General features: G+C 63.8%; 15 protein-coding genes. 7 read left to right on the top strand and 8 right to left on the bottom strand.

What is annotated here, in order from left to right; genetic code table 11:
• Nucleotides 1–186: 186 nt before the first annotated feature.
• Nucleotides 187–3204: a PAS domain-containing sensor histidine kinase gene (locus ACSFC5_RS03330; RefSeq protein WP_440763843.1), complete on the top strand. Its 3018-nt coding sequence runs from the start codon at nt 187–189 to the stop codon at nt 3202–3204.
• Nucleotides 3205–3253: 49 nt separating this feature from the next.
• Here ACSFC5_RS03330 and ilvA read toward each other — a convergent pair whose 3' ends face one another.
• A complete protein-coding gene (ilvA, locus tag ACSFC5_RS03325) occupies nt 3254–4465 on the bottom strand; it encodes a threonine ammonia-lyase (RefSeq protein WP_440763842.1) in 1212 nt (403 codons plus the stop codon).
• Nucleotides 4466–4717: 252 nt separating this feature from the next.
• The gene (locus tag ACSFC5_RS03320; RefSeq protein WP_440763841.1) at nt 4718–5125 is read right to left on the bottom strand and encodes a gamma-glutamylcyclotransferase family protein; all 408 of its coding nucleotides are present in this window, start codon (nt 5123–5125) and stop codon (nt 4718–4720) included.
• Between the two features lie 174 nt (nt 5126–5299).
• Here ACSFC5_RS03320 and ACSFC5_RS03315 point away from each other — a divergent pair, with 174 nt between their 5' ends.
• Together ACSFC5_RS03315 and ACSFC5_RS03310 are read left to right on the top strand one after the other, a co-directional pair.
• Nucleotides 5300–6373: a DUF7490 domain-containing protein gene (locus ACSFC5_RS03315; protein ID WP_440763840.1), complete on the top strand. Its 1074-nt coding sequence runs from the start codon at nt 5300–5302 to the stop codon at nt 6371–6373.
• Nucleotides 6370–6732 (top strand): DUF8060 family membrane protein, encoded by a 363-nt coding sequence (locus tag ACSFC5_RS03310; RefSeq protein ID WP_440763839.1) that lies wholly within the window; start codon nt 6370–6372, stop codon nt 6730–6732. The genes ACSFC5_RS03315 and ACSFC5_RS03310 overlap by 4 nt, the downstream gene beginning before the upstream one ends.
• Nucleotides 6733–6818: 86 nt before the next feature.
• Here ACSFC5_RS03310 and citZ read toward each other — a convergent pair whose 3' ends face one another.
• From citZ to ACSFC5_RS03295, 3 genes are all read right to left on the bottom strand, one after another.
• Nucleotides 6819–7967 (bottom strand): citrate synthase, encoded by a 1149-nt coding sequence (citZ, locus tag ACSFC5_RS03305; protein ID WP_440763838.1) that lies wholly within the window; start codon nt 7965–7967, stop codon nt 6819–6821.
• Nucleotides 7968–8246: 279 nt separating this feature from the next.
• The gene (locus ACSFC5_RS03300) at nt 8247–10316 is read right to left on the bottom strand and encodes a TRAP transporter permease (RefSeq protein ID WP_440763837.1); all 2070 of its coding nucleotides are present in this window, start codon (nt 10314–10316) and stop codon (nt 8247–8249) included.
• A gap of 45 nt (nt 10317–10361) precedes the next feature.
• Nucleotides 10362–11372, bottom strand: coding sequence for a TAXI family TRAP transporter solute-binding subunit (locus ACSFC5_RS03295; protein ID WP_440765010.1), 1011 nt, complete (start codon nt 11370–11372; stop codon nt 10362–10364).
• A gap of 308 nt (nt 11373–11680) precedes the next feature.
• On the opposite strand from ACSFC5_RS03295, the gene ACSFC5_RS03290 reads away from it, so the two are divergent.
• Complete coding sequence (locus ACSFC5_RS03290; protein ID WP_440763836.1) at nt 11681–12880, top strand: MFS transporter; 1200 nt, start codon at nt 11681–11683, stop codon at nt 12878–12880.
• Between the two features lie 65 nt (nt 12881–12945).
• Here the strand turns inward: ACSFC5_RS03290 and ACSFC5_RS03285 are convergent, their stop codons facing one another.
• Nucleotides 12946–13320 carry a VOC family protein gene (locus tag ACSFC5_RS03285; RefSeq protein WP_440763835.1) on the bottom strand — a complete coding sequence of 125 codons (375 nt, stop codon included), beginning with the start codon at nt 13318–13320 and terminating at the stop codon, nt 12946–12948.
• A gap of 137 nt (nt 13321–13457) precedes the next feature.
• Here ACSFC5_RS03285 and ACSFC5_RS03280 point away from each other — a divergent pair, with 137 nt between their 5' ends.
• Together ACSFC5_RS03280 and ACSFC5_RS03275 are read left to right on the top strand one after the other, a co-directional pair.
• Nucleotides 13458–14714, top strand: coding sequence for an MFS transporter (locus ACSFC5_RS03280; RefSeq protein WP_440763834.1), 1257 nt, complete (start codon nt 13458–13460; stop codon nt 14712–14714).
• A gap of 96 nt (nt 14715–14810) precedes the next feature.
• Entirely contained in the window at nt 14811–15248 is a 438-nt protein-coding gene (locus tag ACSFC5_RS03275) for a universal stress protein (RefSeq protein ID WP_440763833.1), read from the top strand.
• A gap of 262 nt (nt 15249–15510) precedes the next feature.
• Here ACSFC5_RS03275 and ACSFC5_RS03270 read toward each other — a convergent pair whose 3' ends face one another.
• On the bottom strand, nt 15511–16164 hold the full coding sequence (locus tag ACSFC5_RS03270; RefSeq protein WP_440763832.1) for a helix-turn-helix domain-containing protein: 654 nt from the start codon (nt 16162–16164) through the stop codon (nt 15511–15513).
• 202 nt (nt 16165–16366) lie between these two features.
• A complete protein-coding gene (locus ACSFC5_RS03265; protein ID WP_440763831.1) occupies nt 16367–16729 on the bottom strand; it encodes a cell division protein SepF in 363 nt (120 codons plus the stop codon).
• A gap of 175 nt (nt 16730–16904) precedes the next feature.
• Here ACSFC5_RS03265 and ACSFC5_RS03260 point away from each other — a divergent pair, with 175 nt between their 5' ends.
• Nucleotides 16905–17669: a DUF1028 domain-containing protein gene (locus ACSFC5_RS03260; protein ID WP_440763830.1), complete on the top strand. Its 765-nt coding sequence runs from the start codon at nt 16905–16907 to the stop codon at nt 17667–17669.
• Nucleotides 17670–17887: the final 218 nt, after the last annotated feature.

Genomic DNA, 17887 nt, shown 5'->3' with positions numbered 1-17887 from the left:
GGCAGAGACGACGGCGCACGACGGACTGATCTACCCGATTTTCGAACTCGAAAAACGATAGGGACGATCGAAACGAATGACACGCTGCTCACACAGCAGTCGTGCGATCAGCTATCAGTGACGTTCAGTGGCCACGATACTGCAACTGGCGGGGAGCTTATGCAACTCGATGGCTTTTTCGGCTGTATGAGCGAGCGAGTCGGGGAACACACCTGGACGTTCTGGGAAGGGGACGATACCGAGGCCCACCAGCGGTGTCGGGCACTGATAACTGCGGTTGGCGACGGGATTGCGGTCGTAAACGCCGACGGCGAACTGACGTTTGCAAACGAACGTGCCGCGGAACTCCTCGGACGGTCGCTCGACGACCTCGCCGGACGCTCTGCCGATGGCTCTTCTTGGGACCTCGTCGACGGCGCTGGAGACCCGCTCGAGACGGACGAGACGCCGTTCGATTGCGTTATCGAACGTGGTGAGGAACTCTCCGACCGGATTATCGGGCTTCGCCGTCCCTCCGGCGAGCGCGTGTGGCTGTCGGTCGACGGCGCGCCCCAGCGGGACGACACCGACGAGATCGACGGCGGCGTCTTCGTGTTCGAAGGCGTGACCGAGCGACAGCAGGCCGAACGCGAACTCGAGGAGATCCTCGGTCGAGTGAGCGACGCCTTCTACGCGCTCGACGAGGAGTTTCGCTTCACGCACGTCAACGAGCGCGCCGAAGAACTCCTCCAACGCTCCGAGCCGGAGCTACTCGGCAACCGTCTCTGGGACGTGTTTCCGTCCGCCGCGGAGATCGACGAGGTCTGGGACGCGTTCCAGACGGCGATGGACGCACAGGAGGCGACGAGCTACGAACTCTACTACGACACGCTCGAGTTCTGGGTCGAGGCGAACATCTACCCCTCCGAAACCGGCGTGTCGGTCTATTTTCGGGACGTCACCGAACGCAAGGAGCGCGAATCCGATCGCATCGAACTACTGCAGGACTTACGCGAGAGCGAGGAGCGACTCCGACTCGCACTCGAGGCCGGCGGCATGGGCACGTGGGAAATCGATCTCCAGACCGAAGAATCGCCGGTTAGGTCTCCACAGCACGACCGCATCTTCGGGTACGAGACCCCGGTCGAAGAGTGGGGCTTAGAGATCTTTCTCGATCACGTCCATTCGGACGACCGTGAGGAGGTGAGAGAACGGTTCGAAGCCGCCAAGGAGACCGGAATTTGGGAGTTCGAGTGTCGGATCGTTCGAGTCGACGGCGAAAAACGATGGATCGTAGCCCAGGGTGAGTTCTCCTTCGACGACGACGGAACGCCGGTTCGTGCGGTGGGGGTCGTTCGAGACATCACCGAACGCAAGGAGCGCGAACAGGCGCTCGAGGAGTCCGAGCGACGGTACCGGACGCTCGCGGAGTACTTCCCGAACGGTCTCGTCACGTTGTTCGATCACGACCTCGAGTACACGCTGGCGGCCGGGAAGGGATTCGACCGGATCCCCGTCGACCCCGAGGATCTCGAGGGGAAACGGTTTCAGGAGGTCTGGCCCGACGACGCCGTTGCCGATCTCGAGCCGGTGTTTCAGTCGGCACTCGCGGGCGAGGAAGCAGCGGTGGAACTCGAGTACGCCGGCCGAGAGTGGGTTATCCACGCGGTGCCGATCACTGACGAACAGGGTGACATCTTCGCCGGGATGACGATGGCCCAGGACATCACCGAGCAAAAGGCACGCGAGCAGTACCTGACGGATGCAAAGACACAGCTCGAGGCGGCGACCGAGGCCGGAGCCATCGGGACCTGGGAGTGGCACATCCCCGACGATCAGTTCGTTACCGGCGAGTCGTTCGCCACCACGTTCGACGTCGATCCCGACGCCGCTCGGGAGGGCGTCCCGCTCGATCGGTTCCTGTCGTCGATCCACGAGGACGACCGCGACCGGGTCGCCAGAGAGATCGAAGAGACGGTCGACCGCTGCGACGAGTGCAAACTCGAGTATCGCGTCTGGAACGCCGACGGCGACCTCCGGTGGGTCGTCGCCAGGGGCCACGTCGAGTGCGATGAGGATGGAAACGCCGTCAGATTCCCGGGTGCACTCACCGATATCACCGAACGCAAACAAGCGGAACTCGAGCTCGAAAAACAATCGCGGCAACTCGAGACGCTGTTTCAGGTCCTCCCGGTTGGTGCGGTGGTTGCGAACGCGGACGGCTCACTGCGCAGAGCGAACAATACGGCCAAGGAGATCTGGGGCGGTGACGTCTTCGATTCGGACTCCGTCGAGGAGTACGACAAGTTTTCGGCGACGTGGGCGGACTCAGGCGAGTCGGTCGGCCCCAAAGACTGGACGATGTATCAGGTGCTTCAGGGCGAGGAAGTCAGGGAACCGAACGTCTACGAGATCGAGGCCTTCGACGGTGAACGCCGAATCATCATGGAGCACGGTAAACCCGTCCGAGACGAGCGCGGGAACGTGAGTCGTGCGGTGGTGACGCTGACCGACATCACCGACCGCCGGGCGTATCAGCGAAAGCTCGAGGAGTCGAACGACCGCCTCGAGCAGTTCGCCTACGCCGCCTCCCACGATCTACAGGAGCCACTGCGGATGGTCACGAGCTATCTCCAACTCCTCGAGAAGCGATACGGCGACGCCTTCGACGACGACGGCGAGGAGTTCCTCGCGTTCGCGATCGACGGCGCCGAGCGGATGCGTGAAATGATCGACGCGCTCCTCGAGTACTCGCGGGTCGACACGCAGGGCGATCCGTTCGAGCCGGTCGAGTTGGACGCCGTGCTCGAAGACGTCCGCGAGGACCTACAGATGCGAATCGAGGAGACCGACGCCGACATCACGACCGACGAACTCCCGCGTGTCGACGGCGATTCGAGCCAGTTGCGTCAACTCTTCCAGAACCTCCTGCAAAACGCCATCGAGTACAGCGGTGACGAGCCGCCGCGGATCGAAATCTCCGCGGAGCGAACGGGCTGTGACTGGAACGTTTCAGTTCGCGACGAGGGCGTCGGGATCGATCCGGACGATACCGAGCGGATCTTCGAGGTGTTCCAACGGCTGCACAGCTACGAGGAACACAGCGGGACCGGTATCGGCCTCGCGCTCTGTCGGCGCATCGTCGAACGTCACGGCGGCGAGATCTGGGTGGAGTCGACGCCCGAGGACGGAACGACGTTCTCGTTTACGCTGCCGACCGCGTGACCACTGAGACTGCGCCGGCGCTCCACGTCGAGTGACGCAACCGCTCGAGTTAGGCCAAAATGTCGACCTCGTACCCCGCGTCCCGCAGCGCGGCGAGGAAGGCGTCGACGTGGTCGGGACCGCGCATCTCGAGTTCGATCTCGACTTCCGTATCGCTCATTTCGACATCCCGGGAGGTGCGGTCGTGGTGGATCGCGTAGATGTTCGCGCGGTGGGCGGTGAAGATCTCGAGCAGGTCCTCGAGCGCGCCGGGGCGGTCCTTCAGCACGGTTCGAATTTTCAGGTAGCGGCCGGTCTCGACGAGTCCGCGGACGACGACGTTGGTCAGCGTGTTCAGGTCGATGTTTCCGCCACAGAGCGCGGGGACGATGATCTCGTCCTCGTCGTAGTCGAACTTCTCGAAGAGCACCGCGGCCAGGGGCACCGCACCCGCGCCCTCGACGAGGGTTTTCGAGCGCTCGAGCAGGTAGACCAGCGCCACGGCGATCTCAGGGTCCGAGACGGTGACGACCTCGTCGACGTACTTCTGGATGTGCGGGAACGTCCGCTCGCCGACGCTGCGGGTCGCGATCCCGTCCGCGATGGTGTCGACGCCGTCGAGCGCGATCCGCTCGCCCTTCTCGAGCGAGGCGGCGGCGCTCGAGGCCCCGTCGGCCTGCACGCCGATCACGCGCGTGTCGGGTTTCTGCTCCTTGATCGCAGTCGCGATGCCGCTGATGAGGCCGCCGCCGCCGATGGGGACGACGACGGTCTCGACGTCGGGGCAGTCCTCCAGAATTTCGAGGCCGATGGTGCCCTGACCCGCCATGATATCCTCGTCGTCGAAGGCGTGGACGTAGGTTCGGTCCTCCTCGCGTTCGATCTCGTGGGCGCGCTCGGCGGCTTCGTTGTAGTCTCGACCGGAGAGGACGACCTCCGCACCGTAGTTCTTCGTCGCCTTGACCTTCGAGATCGGCGCGTGTTCGGGCATGACGATCTTCGCGTCGACGCCCGACCGCGTGGCCGCGAGCGCGACGCCTTGGGCGTGGTTGCCGGCGCTCGCGGTAACGACGCCGGCGTCTTTCTGTGCCTCAGAGAGCGTCGCGATTCGGTTCGTCGCTCCGCGGATCTTGAACGCGCCCGTCCGCTGGAAGTTCTCCAGTTTCAGCCGGACGTCGGCACCGGTCATCGACGAATAGGTGTGTGAGTGCTCGAGCGGCGTGTGTCTGGACGTTTCACGGACCCGCTCGCGTGCCTCGAGAATATCGGCGAGTTCGAGCATACGCTCGACTACTCGGCGTGTGTTGTAAGACTGTCGGGGATCGGTCGGCCGGTCGAACCAGCCTTGCGTCGACCCCGACACGAATGTGCTGCCGTACTGGCAACACGACAGGGAATACAGGGAATGCACGGCGTGTGACGTGCGACTAAAGAAGAGAACGCAGTGCATATAAAGCTCATGGCTCCGCAGTGAAAGTGAAATCGCCAGACGGAGCGGCGAAAGCCACAGTGTCAGACGTTCGTCTGCCGACCGTCATTCGTCATTTCGTACCACGGTATCTTCTCGCACAATATACGCTCGAACGGCGTCGCCGAACGGACGGTCGTCGGCCCACACGGCGTCGGCTGCGACGCCGAGTGTGTCCGGGTCGCCGACGTAGAGTTGGGCCGATCCGCCGTCCGCTCTCGGTACCGTAACCCGAACGTACAGCCCCCGGTCGACGCCCTCGTACCGATCGAGTCGCTCGAGCGCGCGGTCGTCGACCGCCAGCAACTCACCGTCGACGGTGCCACCCGAAAGCAGTGTCGGGTACGCGCCGTCGACGCGGTGGAACCCCTCGAGGGTCGCCGGGCCGAGGCGCTCGTACGTCCCGGGGCCGTCGCCGAGGAGCGACTCGACCCGCGTCGGTTCGGTCAGCGTTCCGTAGACGAAGACCTGCACGACCGAACGGACGGGCTCTTCACCCTTGTTCGTGGCGCTCGAAACCGTGCTCGGAAGCCGTTCGTCGGCCCGGAACTATCGTCCGAACGGGTGGAGTCTCACGTTCAGTGAATTCGATAGTATTCGCTCGCTGACTACACAAAGCACTTATACAATTGATTAAAACCAGCTGTCATGAACCGCGAGTATGTGTTGGCTATCGCCGCGCTCGTGGTCGTGATCGGAGCGCTCTCGACGCTCGCTCTTACCGGCGCAGTGTCCGATCCGGGCGCCTCCGAGACGGCTACCGAGGTGGAAACCGACGGTGACGTATCGCTGGCGGAGATCACGATCAGTTCCGAGCACGTGACCGGCGGAACCGCCACGCTCGCCGTCGACAGCCACCTCGAGCACCGCGGTGATCCGGTCGAGAACGTCACCGTGGTTCATCGCGTAACCGACACGAACAGCGGACTCGTCGAGAACACGACCGAACGCGAGGTGGATACGCTCGGCGAGAACTCGAGTGACAGGGCCGAAACCGTCGTCACGGATTCGATCGCCGTCCCGCGGGAGAGTAGCTACGAGATCGAGACGTTCGTCTACCGCGAAGGCGCGCGAATCGAGTCGGCCAGCCACTCGATCGAGGGCGTCGACGCGCTGCCGCCCGCTTACGCCGACACCGACGTCGAGTTCCATCGCTTCGGCAGCGGCGGAAGCCTCGCGGATGTGCCCGCGATCGAGTACGCCATCGAGTCGACGACCGACGATCGGGCCACGCTCGAGGTCGCGAGCTACCTCACGAACACCGGTGACGATCCCGAGGAGGACCTCGAACTCGAAGTGAAAGCCCGCCAGTCCGGCTCCGAGGTCGTCGCCGACTCCGCGACCGTCGATCTGTCGACGGTCGACCCCGGCGAAACCGCGTCGCCGACGGTCGATCTCGAGGTCCCGACGGAGTACGACTACTACCTCGACGCGGTGCTCTGGCGGGACGGCACCATCGTCGAAACGGACCGCGCCGTCGCCAACCTCGGCGAGGGATCGCTCTCGGTCGACGAGATGGACGGCGAAAGCGGGCTCGAGGTGAGCGACTTCACCGGCGGCTCCGGCGTCGGAGCGGACGACGCGGACGCCGCAGATGACGGTAACGACGACCGGGACAACGACGACCGCGACCAGGACAACGACGGAACGCCCGGCTTCGGCGCGGCAATCGCCGTCGCCGCGCTGCTCGCGACGATTGCACTCGCACGGAGGTTCCAATGACTGATACACCAACGAAACCCGAGACGCCACTCGAGACGGACGCCGAACAGCTGACGGACCAGCCGGACCAGCGGACGGATGCACGCACGCCGGGCCCCGAGTCAACAGCCGGCACCGATGCGGTGCTCGATCCGGATTCAGAGCGAATCAAACGATACCTCGCCTGGGGCGCACTCTGCGTCTGTTCGCTGCTCGCCGTTTTCGCGCTGATCCAGTTCTACGGCAGCGCCACCGACGCGATCGATCTCTGGGTCGATCCGAAGTATCAGCCGCTGATGCGCGCCGCGTTCAACCTCGTCGTCCTGCTCGCCTCGCTGATCGGCGTCTCGCTGCTGGTCTCGGAGCTGTCCGAGCGCTAAACCCTCCGTCGACGAGCGACGAACGGTGCGACGGCTGGTGACCGGAACACAAAGCGTCAAAAATCGAATCGAACGGCGACGCGTCGTTATCGGTCCTCGAGCGGGACGAACTCCTGATCCTCCGGCCCAGTGTACCGCGAGAGCGGGCGGATGAGTCGGTTGTCCTCCTGGTACTCGAGGACGTGGGCGATCCAGCCGCCGGCGCGGCTCATCGCGAAGATTGGGGTGTACATGTCGATCGGGATGCCGAGCTGGTAGTAGACGGAGCCGGAGTAGAAGTCGACGTTCGGGGCGATCCCCTTCTCGGCGAGGCCCTGCTCCTCGGAGAGGTACTGTTCGATGGTCGTCGTGTAGTTGTACCACTTGTCGTCGCCGTCTTCGGCGAGTTCCTTGCTCCGTTCCTGCAGGATCTTCGCTCGCGGGTCCTTGACGTTGTAGACGCGGTGGCCGAAGCCGGGGATGCGTCGCCCCTCTTCGTTCGCTTGCTCGACCCACTCACGGTGGTCGAGGTCGCTCTCGTCGATCTCGAAGAGGACTTCCATGACGTCCTGATTCGCGCCGCCGTGAAGCGGGCCGGAAAGGGCGCTGACACCGCCGGTCACGGCGCTGTAGATGTCGGCCATCGTCGAGCCGATCACCATCGACGTGAACGTCGAGGCGTTCAGGCCGTGGTCCGCGTGCAGGATGAGCGCCTGGTCGAACGTTTCGGCGTGGATGTCGCTCGGCTCCTCGCCGGTCAGCATGTACAGGAAGTTCGCGGCGAGTCCCAGATCGGGGTGGGGATCGAGCGGCTCCTCGTCGAGCCGGTAGCGCTCGAACGCCGCGAGCGCGGTCGGGATCTTGGCCGTGATGCGACGACCCTTTCGGAGCGTGGCCTCGAGATCCTCGGGCTCGGCGTCGCCTTCGGGTTCGGAGGCCGAGAACATCGAAACCGCAGTCCGGAGTGCGGCCATCGGCTGCTCGTCGGCGGCGGCGAGACGCTCCATGGTGTCGAGAACGTCCTCGGAAACGTCGCGCTCCTCGTCGAGCGCCGCGGTGAACTCCTCGAGTTCGTCCGCGTTCGGGAGTTCGCCGTGCCAGAGGAGGTAGACGACTTCCTCGTAGCTCGCTCCGCGAGCGAGATCCTCGATCGGGTACCCTCGATAGATCAGTCGACCTTCGTCGCCGTCGATCGAGCTGAGTCCGGACTCTGCAACAAGGACTCCCTCCAATCCTTTCTTGAGATCGTCAGCCATAGTCGAACTTCCGTACCCCACTGGAAAAGTATTGTCGTTTGTTCGGTGTCGCTAATCGACACTCCGGATGTTCGAATTTTGCCGATTGTACGACTGCAGACGAACGTTCGTTTCACGATAAACGAACAGATAGTCAGTCGATAGCTCGTCGATTACCGTAATCGTTTTTCATGGAGGTTACGCGAGTATCGAGATCGGCGGATCGCGGTCGGGCGAAAAACGGGTGAATCGAACGGGAAATTGGCGGTGACGGAACCGGTGTGACGAATCAGATCAGGGCTACTCGCCGCCACTGGTACCGGAAACCGTTCCGGTCGGCTCCGACCGTCCGAGCGTCGTCTGAAGGGCGTAGAGGACGAGGATGAGGGCGAGCGCCCCGAGTTGCAGCATCTGTTCGGGGTGAACCATCGCGACGACCCCGGCCAGAGCGAACACGGCTCTGAGACCCATCGTCGGGCCGCGACCGAAGGAGAACTGGTAGTTGATCCCGTGGATGATCGCGATCGATCCGAGGAGGGCGATACCGCCGGCCAGTAACGCGGCCGTGGTGAACTCTCCCGAGACCATCGCCGGATGGTAGACGAACGCGAACGGGAGCACGAACAGCGGCGCGGAGATCTTGATGGCTTCGATACAGGTTCGCCAGAAGTCACCGCCGGCGATCCCCGTCGCGACCGCGACACAGGTCGCGATCGGTGGCGTCAGTCCCGCCAGAATCGCCGCGTAGAAGACGAAGAAGTGTGCGGCGAGATCCGGGATGAAGAACTGACTGATGAGCGTCGGGGCGATCAATAACGCGACGACCGTGTAGGATGCCGTCGTCGGCATCCCGAGACCGAGGATGATACAGATGATCATCGCGAGGACGAACGCGATGATGGGGACGCCCCCGGAGAGATCCATTAGCGTGAGCGAGATCGCCGTCGGTACGCCGGTCGCCATTAGAATGTCGACGACCCCGTTGATCGCCGCCAGGATGATCGCGATCGGCGCGACCACGAGGACGCCCTGACGGAAGCCCTCGAGCGTCTGTTTCAGCGTGTGGGTCAGCGCCGCACCGAGATCGTCACCCTCGAGTTGCGCGTCGACGAGTGGTACCAGGATTCCGAGTGCGATCATGGAGACTGCCGTCTGCAGCGCCGCCGTCATCACCGTCACCTGAACGATACCGAGCTGGTAGATCAGTATGAGCAGCGGCACGCCGTACTTGATCGACTCGAGAATCAGATCCTTCTGGTCCAATTTATCGTCGAATATCCCGCCCATCGACGGGTCTTCGATCTGCGGGGCGGCCACGTAGTGGACCGCGATGAAGATGGAGACGACGAGGATCACTGCGGGGATGAGCCCCGCCAGAATAACGTCTCCGTACGTGACGCCGTTGATCAGTGAGGCCATGATGAAGGCACCGGCACCCATGACCGGCGGGAGCACCTGACCCGACGTCGATGCGACCGATTCGATCCCGCCGGCGGTCTCGGGCTTGATGCCGCTCTTTTTCATGAGCGGGATCGTGAACGAGCCGGTCATCCCGGCGTTCGCGGTCTGGCTTCCGTTAACCGACCCGATAACGGCGCTCGCGAGGACCGCCGTCTGTGCGATGCCGGAGTCGATGTACTTCGCGGATCGAACGGCGATTCGGAGAATCAGATCGAACGCACCGTACGCCTTCAACAGTCCAGCGTACAGCAGGAACAGGGCGATCCAGGCCGCCACGAGCTGGGTCAAGAAGCCGTAGAACCCGTCACCACCGACGGCGAGGATTCGGAGCGTTCGCCCGACGGTGAGCCCACCGTGGCTCAGCGTTCCCGAGAGGTACGGACCGGCGAACCCGTATCCGATACCACCGAGTACAACGATCAGGAAGGTCATCCCGAACGAGCGCCACGTCAGGTAGATCAGCACCAGGGTGATCGCGAGTGCGAGCGCGAGCTCGTAGTCGTACGCCTGGCCGGCACGCGTGTAGACTACGTCGTGATAGAGGACGGCTAGATACACCGTCGTAACCGTGATGATGAGCCCGGACGCGGTGAGTAACCCCGTCTCGAGCCAGTTTTTCTCTTCGATCGTATCCGGGAGTTCGATCAGCAGATACAGCAGGAGGATGCCGCCGAGAAAGAGAACTGCGTACCGCCCTCGGTCCATCATCTGCGTTCTGGAGTACCAGAAAACCAGCAACCAGAACGGGACCGAGCCGATGATCACTGCCCACTCGAACTTGGCGCGGAGTCCCTCAGAAACAGATAGCGGGCCGCTGGTGTCGAGAATGTTCTCTTCTTCGGGGTCCGGAACATCCAACTCGTCGTCTCCGGTATCGTCAGTACTCTTGTCGTCGTCGTTTTTTACCATTTGTCTGGATTTACGAAAGGGAAATCGGTCTATTCGGCCCGGTTACTACTCGGAAGCCTCGCCGCGCACCCAGGCGTCGTCCCAGACGTCGTTCTCTTCGAAGAACTCGGCGACCCCTTCGTGGACCTCCAGGTCCTCCATGACCGTCCCCGTCATCAGTTCGGGCGTGAACTCGAGCGTCGTGGAGTCCGACTCGCGGAGGGTGTCGTGATGTTCGTTCGAGAGGCGGGCGATCTCTTTGGTCGCTTCGGCGGGAATGTCTGGACCGAACGCCCACTGCGCCGCGAGCGACCAGGAGACGACCGTATCGGTGACGTCGGTCACGTCCTGCTCGTAGCCGTAGGGCTCGAACTCCTCGAGCAGCGCGCCGGGGTGGTCTTCGATGGCCTGTCTGAAGTCGTCGTCGACCTCGAGCAGATACAGGCCGTCACCACTTCGGACGTCGACTTCCTGGCACCAGCCGGAGAGTTCGACGCCGTTCGCGCCGTACAGACAGAGCGCGTCGATGTTCCCTTCTTCGACCTGGCCGGGGATGTCGCCGGTGTCTGCGTTGTTGATCTCGTTCGGTTCCCAGACGCCGGCGTCCTTGAGGACCTCTTCCGTCAGCAGGCGGGTCCCGAAGCCGGGCTGAATCGGGTAGATCGTGTAGCCGCCGTCCTGTAAGTCCGCAGTCGACTCGAGGCCGCTTCCCTCGAGGCCGACCATGTGAATCTGGAGCGACGTGAACATGAACCCCTGATGGGGGAGCGAATCGACTGGGTTCTCCTCGAACGGCCCTTCGTCGTTCATCGCCTTCGAGATCGAGTTGTTGTCGACCCCCATCGCGGGGATGTTCCCGTCGTCGAATTCGCGAAGGTTCGCCGTCCACCCGTCCGTTACCTGAACGGAGATGTCGACGACGTCGCTGTGTTCGTTTGCGGCGCGAGCGAGCGCCTGTCCCGCTGCTTGCGTCGAACTTCCGGATGACGTTCCGCCGATCGTGACGGAAATCGTGTCGTCGTCACCACCCAGACAGCCCGCCAGTCCGATAACGCCGGCCGTCGTTGCACCCTTCAGAACGTCTCGCCGACTGTGATCTTTATTCGCACACATCTACGCATCCAATTTCAATCATTAATATAAAAATCTGTTGTTTAACGCTAAAAGCCCGTGCTGGTATTTAGATTACATATTAAGTGTGTCACACGGGACGACTATATCCTGAATCGTGTCTAATCCGTCTAAATATTATTACAACGAACGCAAGATGGCTTACAGTTGGATCCGAAGATAGTGGCGGTTCTATTATACATCCACGTAACATGTAGTGTCAGAATCGTGATTCGGCACCCTTTTTTAAGCTGTTTTCCAAGACCCATCAGATAATGGATCAGTCGTACTGGCGGACGGTACTGCTCATCACGATGTGGCAGGTATCCGCGAGCATCTGCTACTATTCCGTCTTCGCTGCGACGCCGTTCTTTCGGGACGCGTTCGGACTCTCCCGGTTCTGGGTCGGCGTCGTCGTCACGACGCTCACGCTCGGCTACGCCGTCTTCTTGCTCCCGCTCGGTGCGCTGGTGGACCGGTTCGGTGAGCGACTGACGCTCACGCTCGGGCTGGTCGGGCTCGCGGCCGGGACAGCCCTGGTGGCGGGAGCTCCCACGTTCGGCCTGCTACTGGTCGCGGTCTTCGTCCTGGGATCGCTATACGGGACCGCGATGCCCGGGACGAACAAGGCCGTCTTCGACAACATCGCACCCGGCAAGCAGAACCTCGCGATGGGCATCAAGCAGGTCGGCGTGACGGGCGGGAGCGGGATCAGCGCGCTGCTCGTAACCGGCCTCGCCGGCGTGTTGTTCTGGCAGGCCGGCTTCCTCATCGCGGTCGGCTTCGCGCTCCTCGTCGCGGCGGCGTTCTACGTGACCTATTCGGGGGCCAGCGGGGGCGAGATGGCCGACTATCCCGACTTCCGGGCGCTCCTTTCGAACCGGCCGTACGTCCTGTTGACGGTCGCCGGCCTCTTTCTCGGCGCCGCGCTGTTCACGACGACCGGCTACACAGTGTTGTACGTCGAGGAGTCGATCGGCGCGTCGGTCGCCTACAGCGGCGTCGTCCTCGCGCTCGTCCAACTGTTCGGCAGCGTCGGCCGCGTCACGACGGGCTGGTTGAGCGACACGCTCCCCGGCGATCCGCAGGTCCGGATCGGCGGCATCCTCATCGTCCAAACGCTCGCCGGCGCGGCCATGTTCGTCGTCGTCGCCTCGACGACGACCGTCCTCGGCGCGACGATCGCGTTCTCCGCGCTCGGCTTCTTCGTTCTCGGCTACACGGGCATCTACTACTCCGTGATGGCCACGCTCGTCCGCGCCGAGGAGATGGGCGGCGCAACCGCCGGTGGACAGCTCTCGCTAACGAGCGGCGCCCTCCTCGCTCCGCCCGCGTTCGGCTACCTCGCAGATACCGTCAGTTACCGCGCGTCGTGGCTCCTGTTGGCCGGAATCGTCTTCCTGGCGGCCGGGCTACTCGTCGTGGTGGTCCGAACCTCGCCGTCGGTCGCGAACCCGGCGGCGACCGACGCGTGACGTGCGGGGCGTCCCGGAGCCAGCCGTACTGATCCGCACGATCCGTCGACGCGTCTCGAGTCCACCTACTCGAGTCGCTCGACGAGTTCGACGACGTAGCCGTCCGGATCCTCGACGAACGCGACCCGGCGATCGATGTGGTGCATCGTCGTCGGCGCCTCCCGAACCGGGGGATCCTCGCACTCGACCAATCGGTCGAACACTTCGTCGGTGCTGTCGACGCCGACGGCCACGTGCGCCATCGTTCCCGAATCGATCTCCGGCCCGCCGTCCGGATCGTACTTGAACTGGAACTCGCCGTGCTCGCCGCCGATGTAGACGTTCTGCACCCCGTCGTCCGCGGTGAACGCCCAGTTCTCGGTCAGTCCGAGCCCGTCGACGTAGTACTCCCGCGTCCGGTCGATATCCGATACCCAGATGGCCGTGTGAATAACGTCCATACCGTCGACTGGGAACGGCATCGATGAAAGTGATACCGAATGCTCGAGGGTGGAGGGCGGCTCACCGCAGGACGTCGCGGTCGCGACGGATCGAAGTCACACGTGTTAACTCGGTCGGAGAGAATCGACTCGAAAACATGGCACAATCGGATCGCCGGATCGTTCTGTTCACCGCGGCAGCACACGGGCTCGTACACACATACGAGCTGTCGATCCCGATCCTGATGACGGTCTGGCTCGCGGAGTTTTCGACGACCGCAGCGACGCTCGGACTGATCGTCACGGTCGGCTACGGCCTGTTCGGCGTCGGCGCGTTACCGGGTGGCGTCCTCGTCGATCGGTACGGATCGAAACCCCTCATCATGACGTGTCTCGCGGGAATGGCCGCCTCCTTCGTGCTGGTTGGACTATCGGGTTCGATCCTCATGCTGGCGCTCGCGATCGCCAGTTGGGGCGTCGTGGCCAGCGTCTATCACCCCGCTGGACTGGCACTGCTCTCGACCCGCGTCGAGCGAACCGGCATCGCGCTCGGCTACCACGGAATCGGCGGCAATCTCGGCATCGCGCTCGGCCCGCTGGCGACCGTCGTCCTGCTGCTCTGGTTCGACTGGCGCGTCGTCGCCGTCGCCCTCGCGGTGCCGGCTCTCGCCCTGTTCGCGCTGGGCCTGTTCGTCGACGTGGCGCTCGCGCCAGCGGACGCGCCCGCGGCGGCCGACGGCGGCGAAGAGCCCGGAAGCGACACGAAGGGACAGGTTTCGATCGAATCCATCGTCAGCGACAGTCGCACGCTCGCGACGCTAACGTTCGGACTCGTCATCGCCATCGTGATGACCAGCGGACTCTACTACCGGGCGTTTCTGACCTTCCTGCCAGATCTGCTGAGTAGCTTCCTCGGGCCGCTCGTCAGCGTCGAACTGGTCGATCCCGACGGGCCCTACGCCGAGGAGTTCGACCTCGCGCGGTACTTCTACGTCGGCGTCCTCGTCTTCGGCGTCTTCGGGCAGTATCTCGGCGGCTATCTGGCGGACCGGATGACGATCGAACGGGCGTTGAGCTACGTCCTCGGCACGCTCTCCGTTCTCGCACTCCTGTTCGTCCCCGCCACCGCGACGACCGGAACGTTCGTCGCCGTCTCGCTCCTGCTCGGGGTCGTCCTCTTTACGATTCAGCCGCTCCAGCAGGCCGCGGTGGCGAAGCACTCGCCGCCGGGAACCCGGGGGCTCTCCTTTGGCTACACGTTCCTTGCGATCTTCGGCATCGGCGCGCTCGGTGCCGGAGTCGCGGGCGGCGTCCTCACGTACGTCTCCGCGCAGGCGCTGTTCGTCGTCCTCGCGGCGATCGCTGCCATCGGAGCGACGATCGCGCTCGTGCTCCGCCGCGTCGACCGCGGCTGAACGCGGCCGGTTAGCCAGGCCGCTCGAAAACCCTTCATCCTCCCCAGCGACTATCCACCCATCACGTATATCGGTCTGCGAGAGAGTGTGTAAGCCATGTACAAGGTGCTCCTGCCGGTCGACGAAGACGACGACCGAGCGAACGAACAGGTTGACGCGGTGCTATCACTACCCGGCGACATCGACGAGCTGTCGGTCACGGTCCTCCACGTCATCGAGGAGATCGACACGATGCCGGACGAGGCCGGCGCGGCGGTTATCGACGACGTGAACGAGTCGCTCTCCGAGCTGCAGGACGTTCCCGACTCGGTCGAGACCGTCGAACGACGACTCGAGGACGCAGGTGTCGAGACGACCAGACAGGTCATGGTCGGCCAGCCGGCCGAGGGGATCCGTCAAATCGCCGGGGACGACGGCGCCGACGCGATCGTGCTCGGAACCCGGAAGCGCTCACCCGTCGGGAAGGCGGTCTTCGGGAGCGTGACGCAGTCGGTGATCCTCGAGGCTGATCGCCCCGTCATCGTCGCGAACTAAGCGCGAAGAAAGCTCGATCCGCTACCGGCGGCGTGTGACCCCGTGTTCGTTCGAACTGCGAGGACGGACCGCGGCCCCGGTCGGATGACGGCGAATTGTCCCCGTTACCGACCCCGAAGATTTCGTCCCGTGATCGTCGATTCCGTGATTTCGAAACGTTCCGTACGAAGGGCGACGATCGAGCGTCCGGCGACTCAACAGTCGCAAGACGAAGGCGGCACACGACCGGGAGACGCCCGCCGATCGGTCCCGAGGCGGTCAGTCATCCCTCGAGAAGCGCGTCGAGAACCTTCGTCTGTGCGGCCGCCAGATGCTCGGTGAACGTCGATCGCGCGATGCCGAGTTCCTCGGCGACCTCCGTCGCGTTCGCCCCTTTCGGGTACTCGAAGTAGCCCAGTTCGTGGGCCGTCTCGAGGATCTCTCGCTGGCGCGTCGTGAGCAGGTCTCGATCGACGATGACGCGGTCCGAGGAGTCGTCCTCGTGGTCCTGCGTGAGTTCCTCCACGAGGACGCCGTCGAACCGGGCGCGGAGACCGTCGACGATGTCTGCGATCTCCTCGAGTTCGAGGGTTCGGAACGTCAACAGCAACGCCCCGTCCTGGGCCCGGACCGACGAGAGCGGCGTGCCGGTGCGTTCGATGACCTCACAGGCACAGTCGGCGGCCGACTCGCGCTCGAATCGGTAGATCTCCTCCCGGTCGTTAGCCTGGACGGACGTCAACTCGGCCTGCGTGTTCGCGTCGACCGTCTCCGCGGGCGAGTCGGCGTCGACGCCGAACTCCTCGACGACCGTCCCGTCGGTCGCGACTCGAGAGCGCATGACGCTCGTGATCGGATCCTCGGTGGCCGCTGAAACGTCCGCGATCGGACACCCCGCGGGCTCCTCGACGACGACCGTTGCTCGGAATCCAGTCATGTGAACGGGTTACACCCCGCACGTAATAACCCGGCACTGGAATTCCCGCCGGGTGAAAACAGCGTCGGCGAACGGCGTGATCTCACCGTCGACGTTCGATTGCATCCCGGTCGGTCCCACTCCGCGAACCGGTGGACTCGAGCCTCGGCAGTCTGGCCCGCGGCTCGCGGCGCGGAGAATCCGCAGAACCGAACGGCCCCGTTCAGGCCCGCTGGCCCAGCTTCTCGCGGCTGATTCGGACGCCGGTCGGCGTGATGATCATCTGATCGTCACCCTTCCGAACGATGTCGCCGTCGACCTCCTGGGCGACCTGCCGGAGTTCGTCGACGATGTGTTCGACCGTACTGTCGTTGGTTCGCAGACGCGTGATGTCCGCGATAACGATGTCGCCGTCGTAGACGGTATCTTTGATGTCGATGGCGTCGGCCTGACCGCTGACCTCGGCGATGTGTACCTGCATCGCTGCGTCGGCCGAGTCCGCCGATACATCGTCGAGATCCAGTTCGACGTAATCCTCGGCCGTCCGGGAACCGCCCCCGCCGAGAATTTTGCTCATAAGTCCCATTGGCGTAACCCACCGCCGCCGCCAGTATAGTTCTTACGTCAGACACGGTCTCGAGTGGTCGGCAACTCAGCGAGTTTCGGACCGAAGCGGCCAGCGGGCGCGGATTCGTCGCATTCGGTCGTGCACTGCTCGACGGACGGGAGATTTTACGTCCGACGGGACCAACCGTCGGCCGATGACTTTCAGCATCTGCGTCCGCGAGACGTACGAGACCGACGACGGCGACTCCCACCGACGGTTCGGCGTCGCCGTCACCACGCGCTTACCCGGCGTCGGCACGCTCTGTCCGTTCGTCAGCGAACACGGTGCGATCGCGACCCAAAGCTTCGTCAACGTCGATCTCGGTCGGAGGGGGCTCGAGTACGTCGAGGACGGGCTAGCGATCGACCGCGCGCTCGAGGCGCTGCTCGACGCCGACGACGGCGCACCGCAGCGACAACTCCACGGCGTCGATAGCGAGGGCACCTTCGCCTTCTCCGGCGAGGAGTGCGTCGACTGGTTCGGCCACCTCGAACGCGAGACGTTCACCGTCGCGGGGAACATGCTGACCGGGGAGGACGTCCTCGAGGCCACGGCAGCGAACTACGAGGCTGACGCCGTCCACGAGACGACGGATCGGGCGACCGGACCCGGTGCCGTCGTGGCGGACGCCGAAACAGAACCGCTCGCGAAACGGTTGATCGGCGCGCTCGCCGCAGGCCACCGCGAGGGTGGCGATAAACGCGAGGAGCTGGCGGTTCAGAGCGCGGCCGCGGTCGTCGCCTCGACGGAATCCCACGAGTGGGAGCCGCCGTACACCGATCTGCGAGTCGACGCGACCGAGACGCCGATCGACGACCTGCGCGAGACCTACGACCTCGCGATGACCGGCTACGAGGAGATCCTCGAGCGCTACAGCGACGTCTTCGAGGCGGATTCGCTGGCCGAAGCCGGCGAGTGAGCGGTCGCTCGAGTCGGGGTATCGATCGCGTATTACCGAACGGCTCACAACCTGCCGACTTCACTACGTGCGGCGGCGCGCGCCGTGTCACGGCGAGCGACGAGCGAGACGTGACATGGACTTCGTGCGAGGTCGTCGCGAGTAATACGAGCGACTGCGTGGAAGACGCTTCGCGTCTTCCTTTGGATGAGTGAGTGAGTAGAGCGAACGAGCGTAGC

It is taken from the genome of Natronorubrum marinum, assembly GCF_052040125.1.
In the GTDB taxonomy this organism is placed as follows: Archaea; Halobacteriota; Halobacteria; order Halobacteriales; family Natrialbaceae; genus Natronorubrum.
This window is presented reverse-complemented; position numbering and strand designations above follow the sequence as displayed.

Bases quoted from the DNA above. Each gene is read 5' to 3' on its own strand.
- ACSFC5_RS03330 (WP_440763843.1), top strand. From the start codon at position 187: ATGAGCGAGCGAGTCGGGGAACACACCTGGACGTTCTGGGAAGGGGAC.
- ilvA (WP_440763842.1), bottom strand. From the start codon at position 4,465: ATGCTCGAACTCGCCGATATTCTCGAGGCACGCGAGCGGGTCCGTGAA.
- ACSFC5_RS03315 (WP_440763840.1), top strand. From the start codon at position 5,300: ATGAACCGCGAGTATGTGTTGGCTATCGCCGCGCTCGTGGTCGTGATC.
- ACSFC5_RS03310 (WP_440763839.1), top strand. From the start codon at position 6,370: ATGACTGATACACCAACGAAACCCGAGACGCCACTCGAGACGGACGCC.
- citZ (WP_440763838.1), bottom strand. From the start codon at position 7,967: ATGGCTGACGATCTCAAGAAAGGATTGGAGGGAGTCCTTGTTGCAGAG.
- ACSFC5_RS03300 (WP_440763837.1), bottom strand. From the start codon at position 10,316: ATGGTAAAAAACGACGACGACAAGAGTACTGACGATACCGGAGACGAC.
- ACSFC5_RS03290 (WP_440763836.1), top strand. From the start codon at position 11,681: ATGGATCAGTCGTACTGGCGGACGGTACTGCTCATCACGATGTGGCAG.
- ACSFC5_RS03285 (WP_440763835.1), bottom strand. From the start codon at position 13,320: ATGGACGTTATTCACACGGCCATCTGGGTATCGGATATCGACCGGACG.
- ACSFC5_RS03280 (WP_440763834.1), top strand. From the start codon at position 13,458: ATGGCACAATCGGATCGCCGGATCGTTCTGTTCACCGCGGCAGCACAC.
- ACSFC5_RS03275 (WP_440763833.1), top strand. From the start codon at position 14,811: ATGTACAAGGTGCTCCTGCCGGTCGACGAAGACGACGACCGAGCGAAC.
- ACSFC5_RS03270 (WP_440763832.1), bottom strand. From the start codon at position 16,164: ATGACTGGATTCCGAGCAACGGTCGTCGTCGAGGAGCCCGCGGGGTGT.
- ACSFC5_RS03265 (WP_440763831.1), bottom strand. From the start codon at position 16,729: ATGGGACTTATGAGCAAAATTCTCGGCGGGGGCGGTTCCCGGACGGCC.
- ACSFC5_RS03260 (WP_440763830.1), top strand. From the start codon at position 16,905: ATGACTTTCAGCATCTGCGTCCGCGAGACGTACGAGACCGACGACGGC.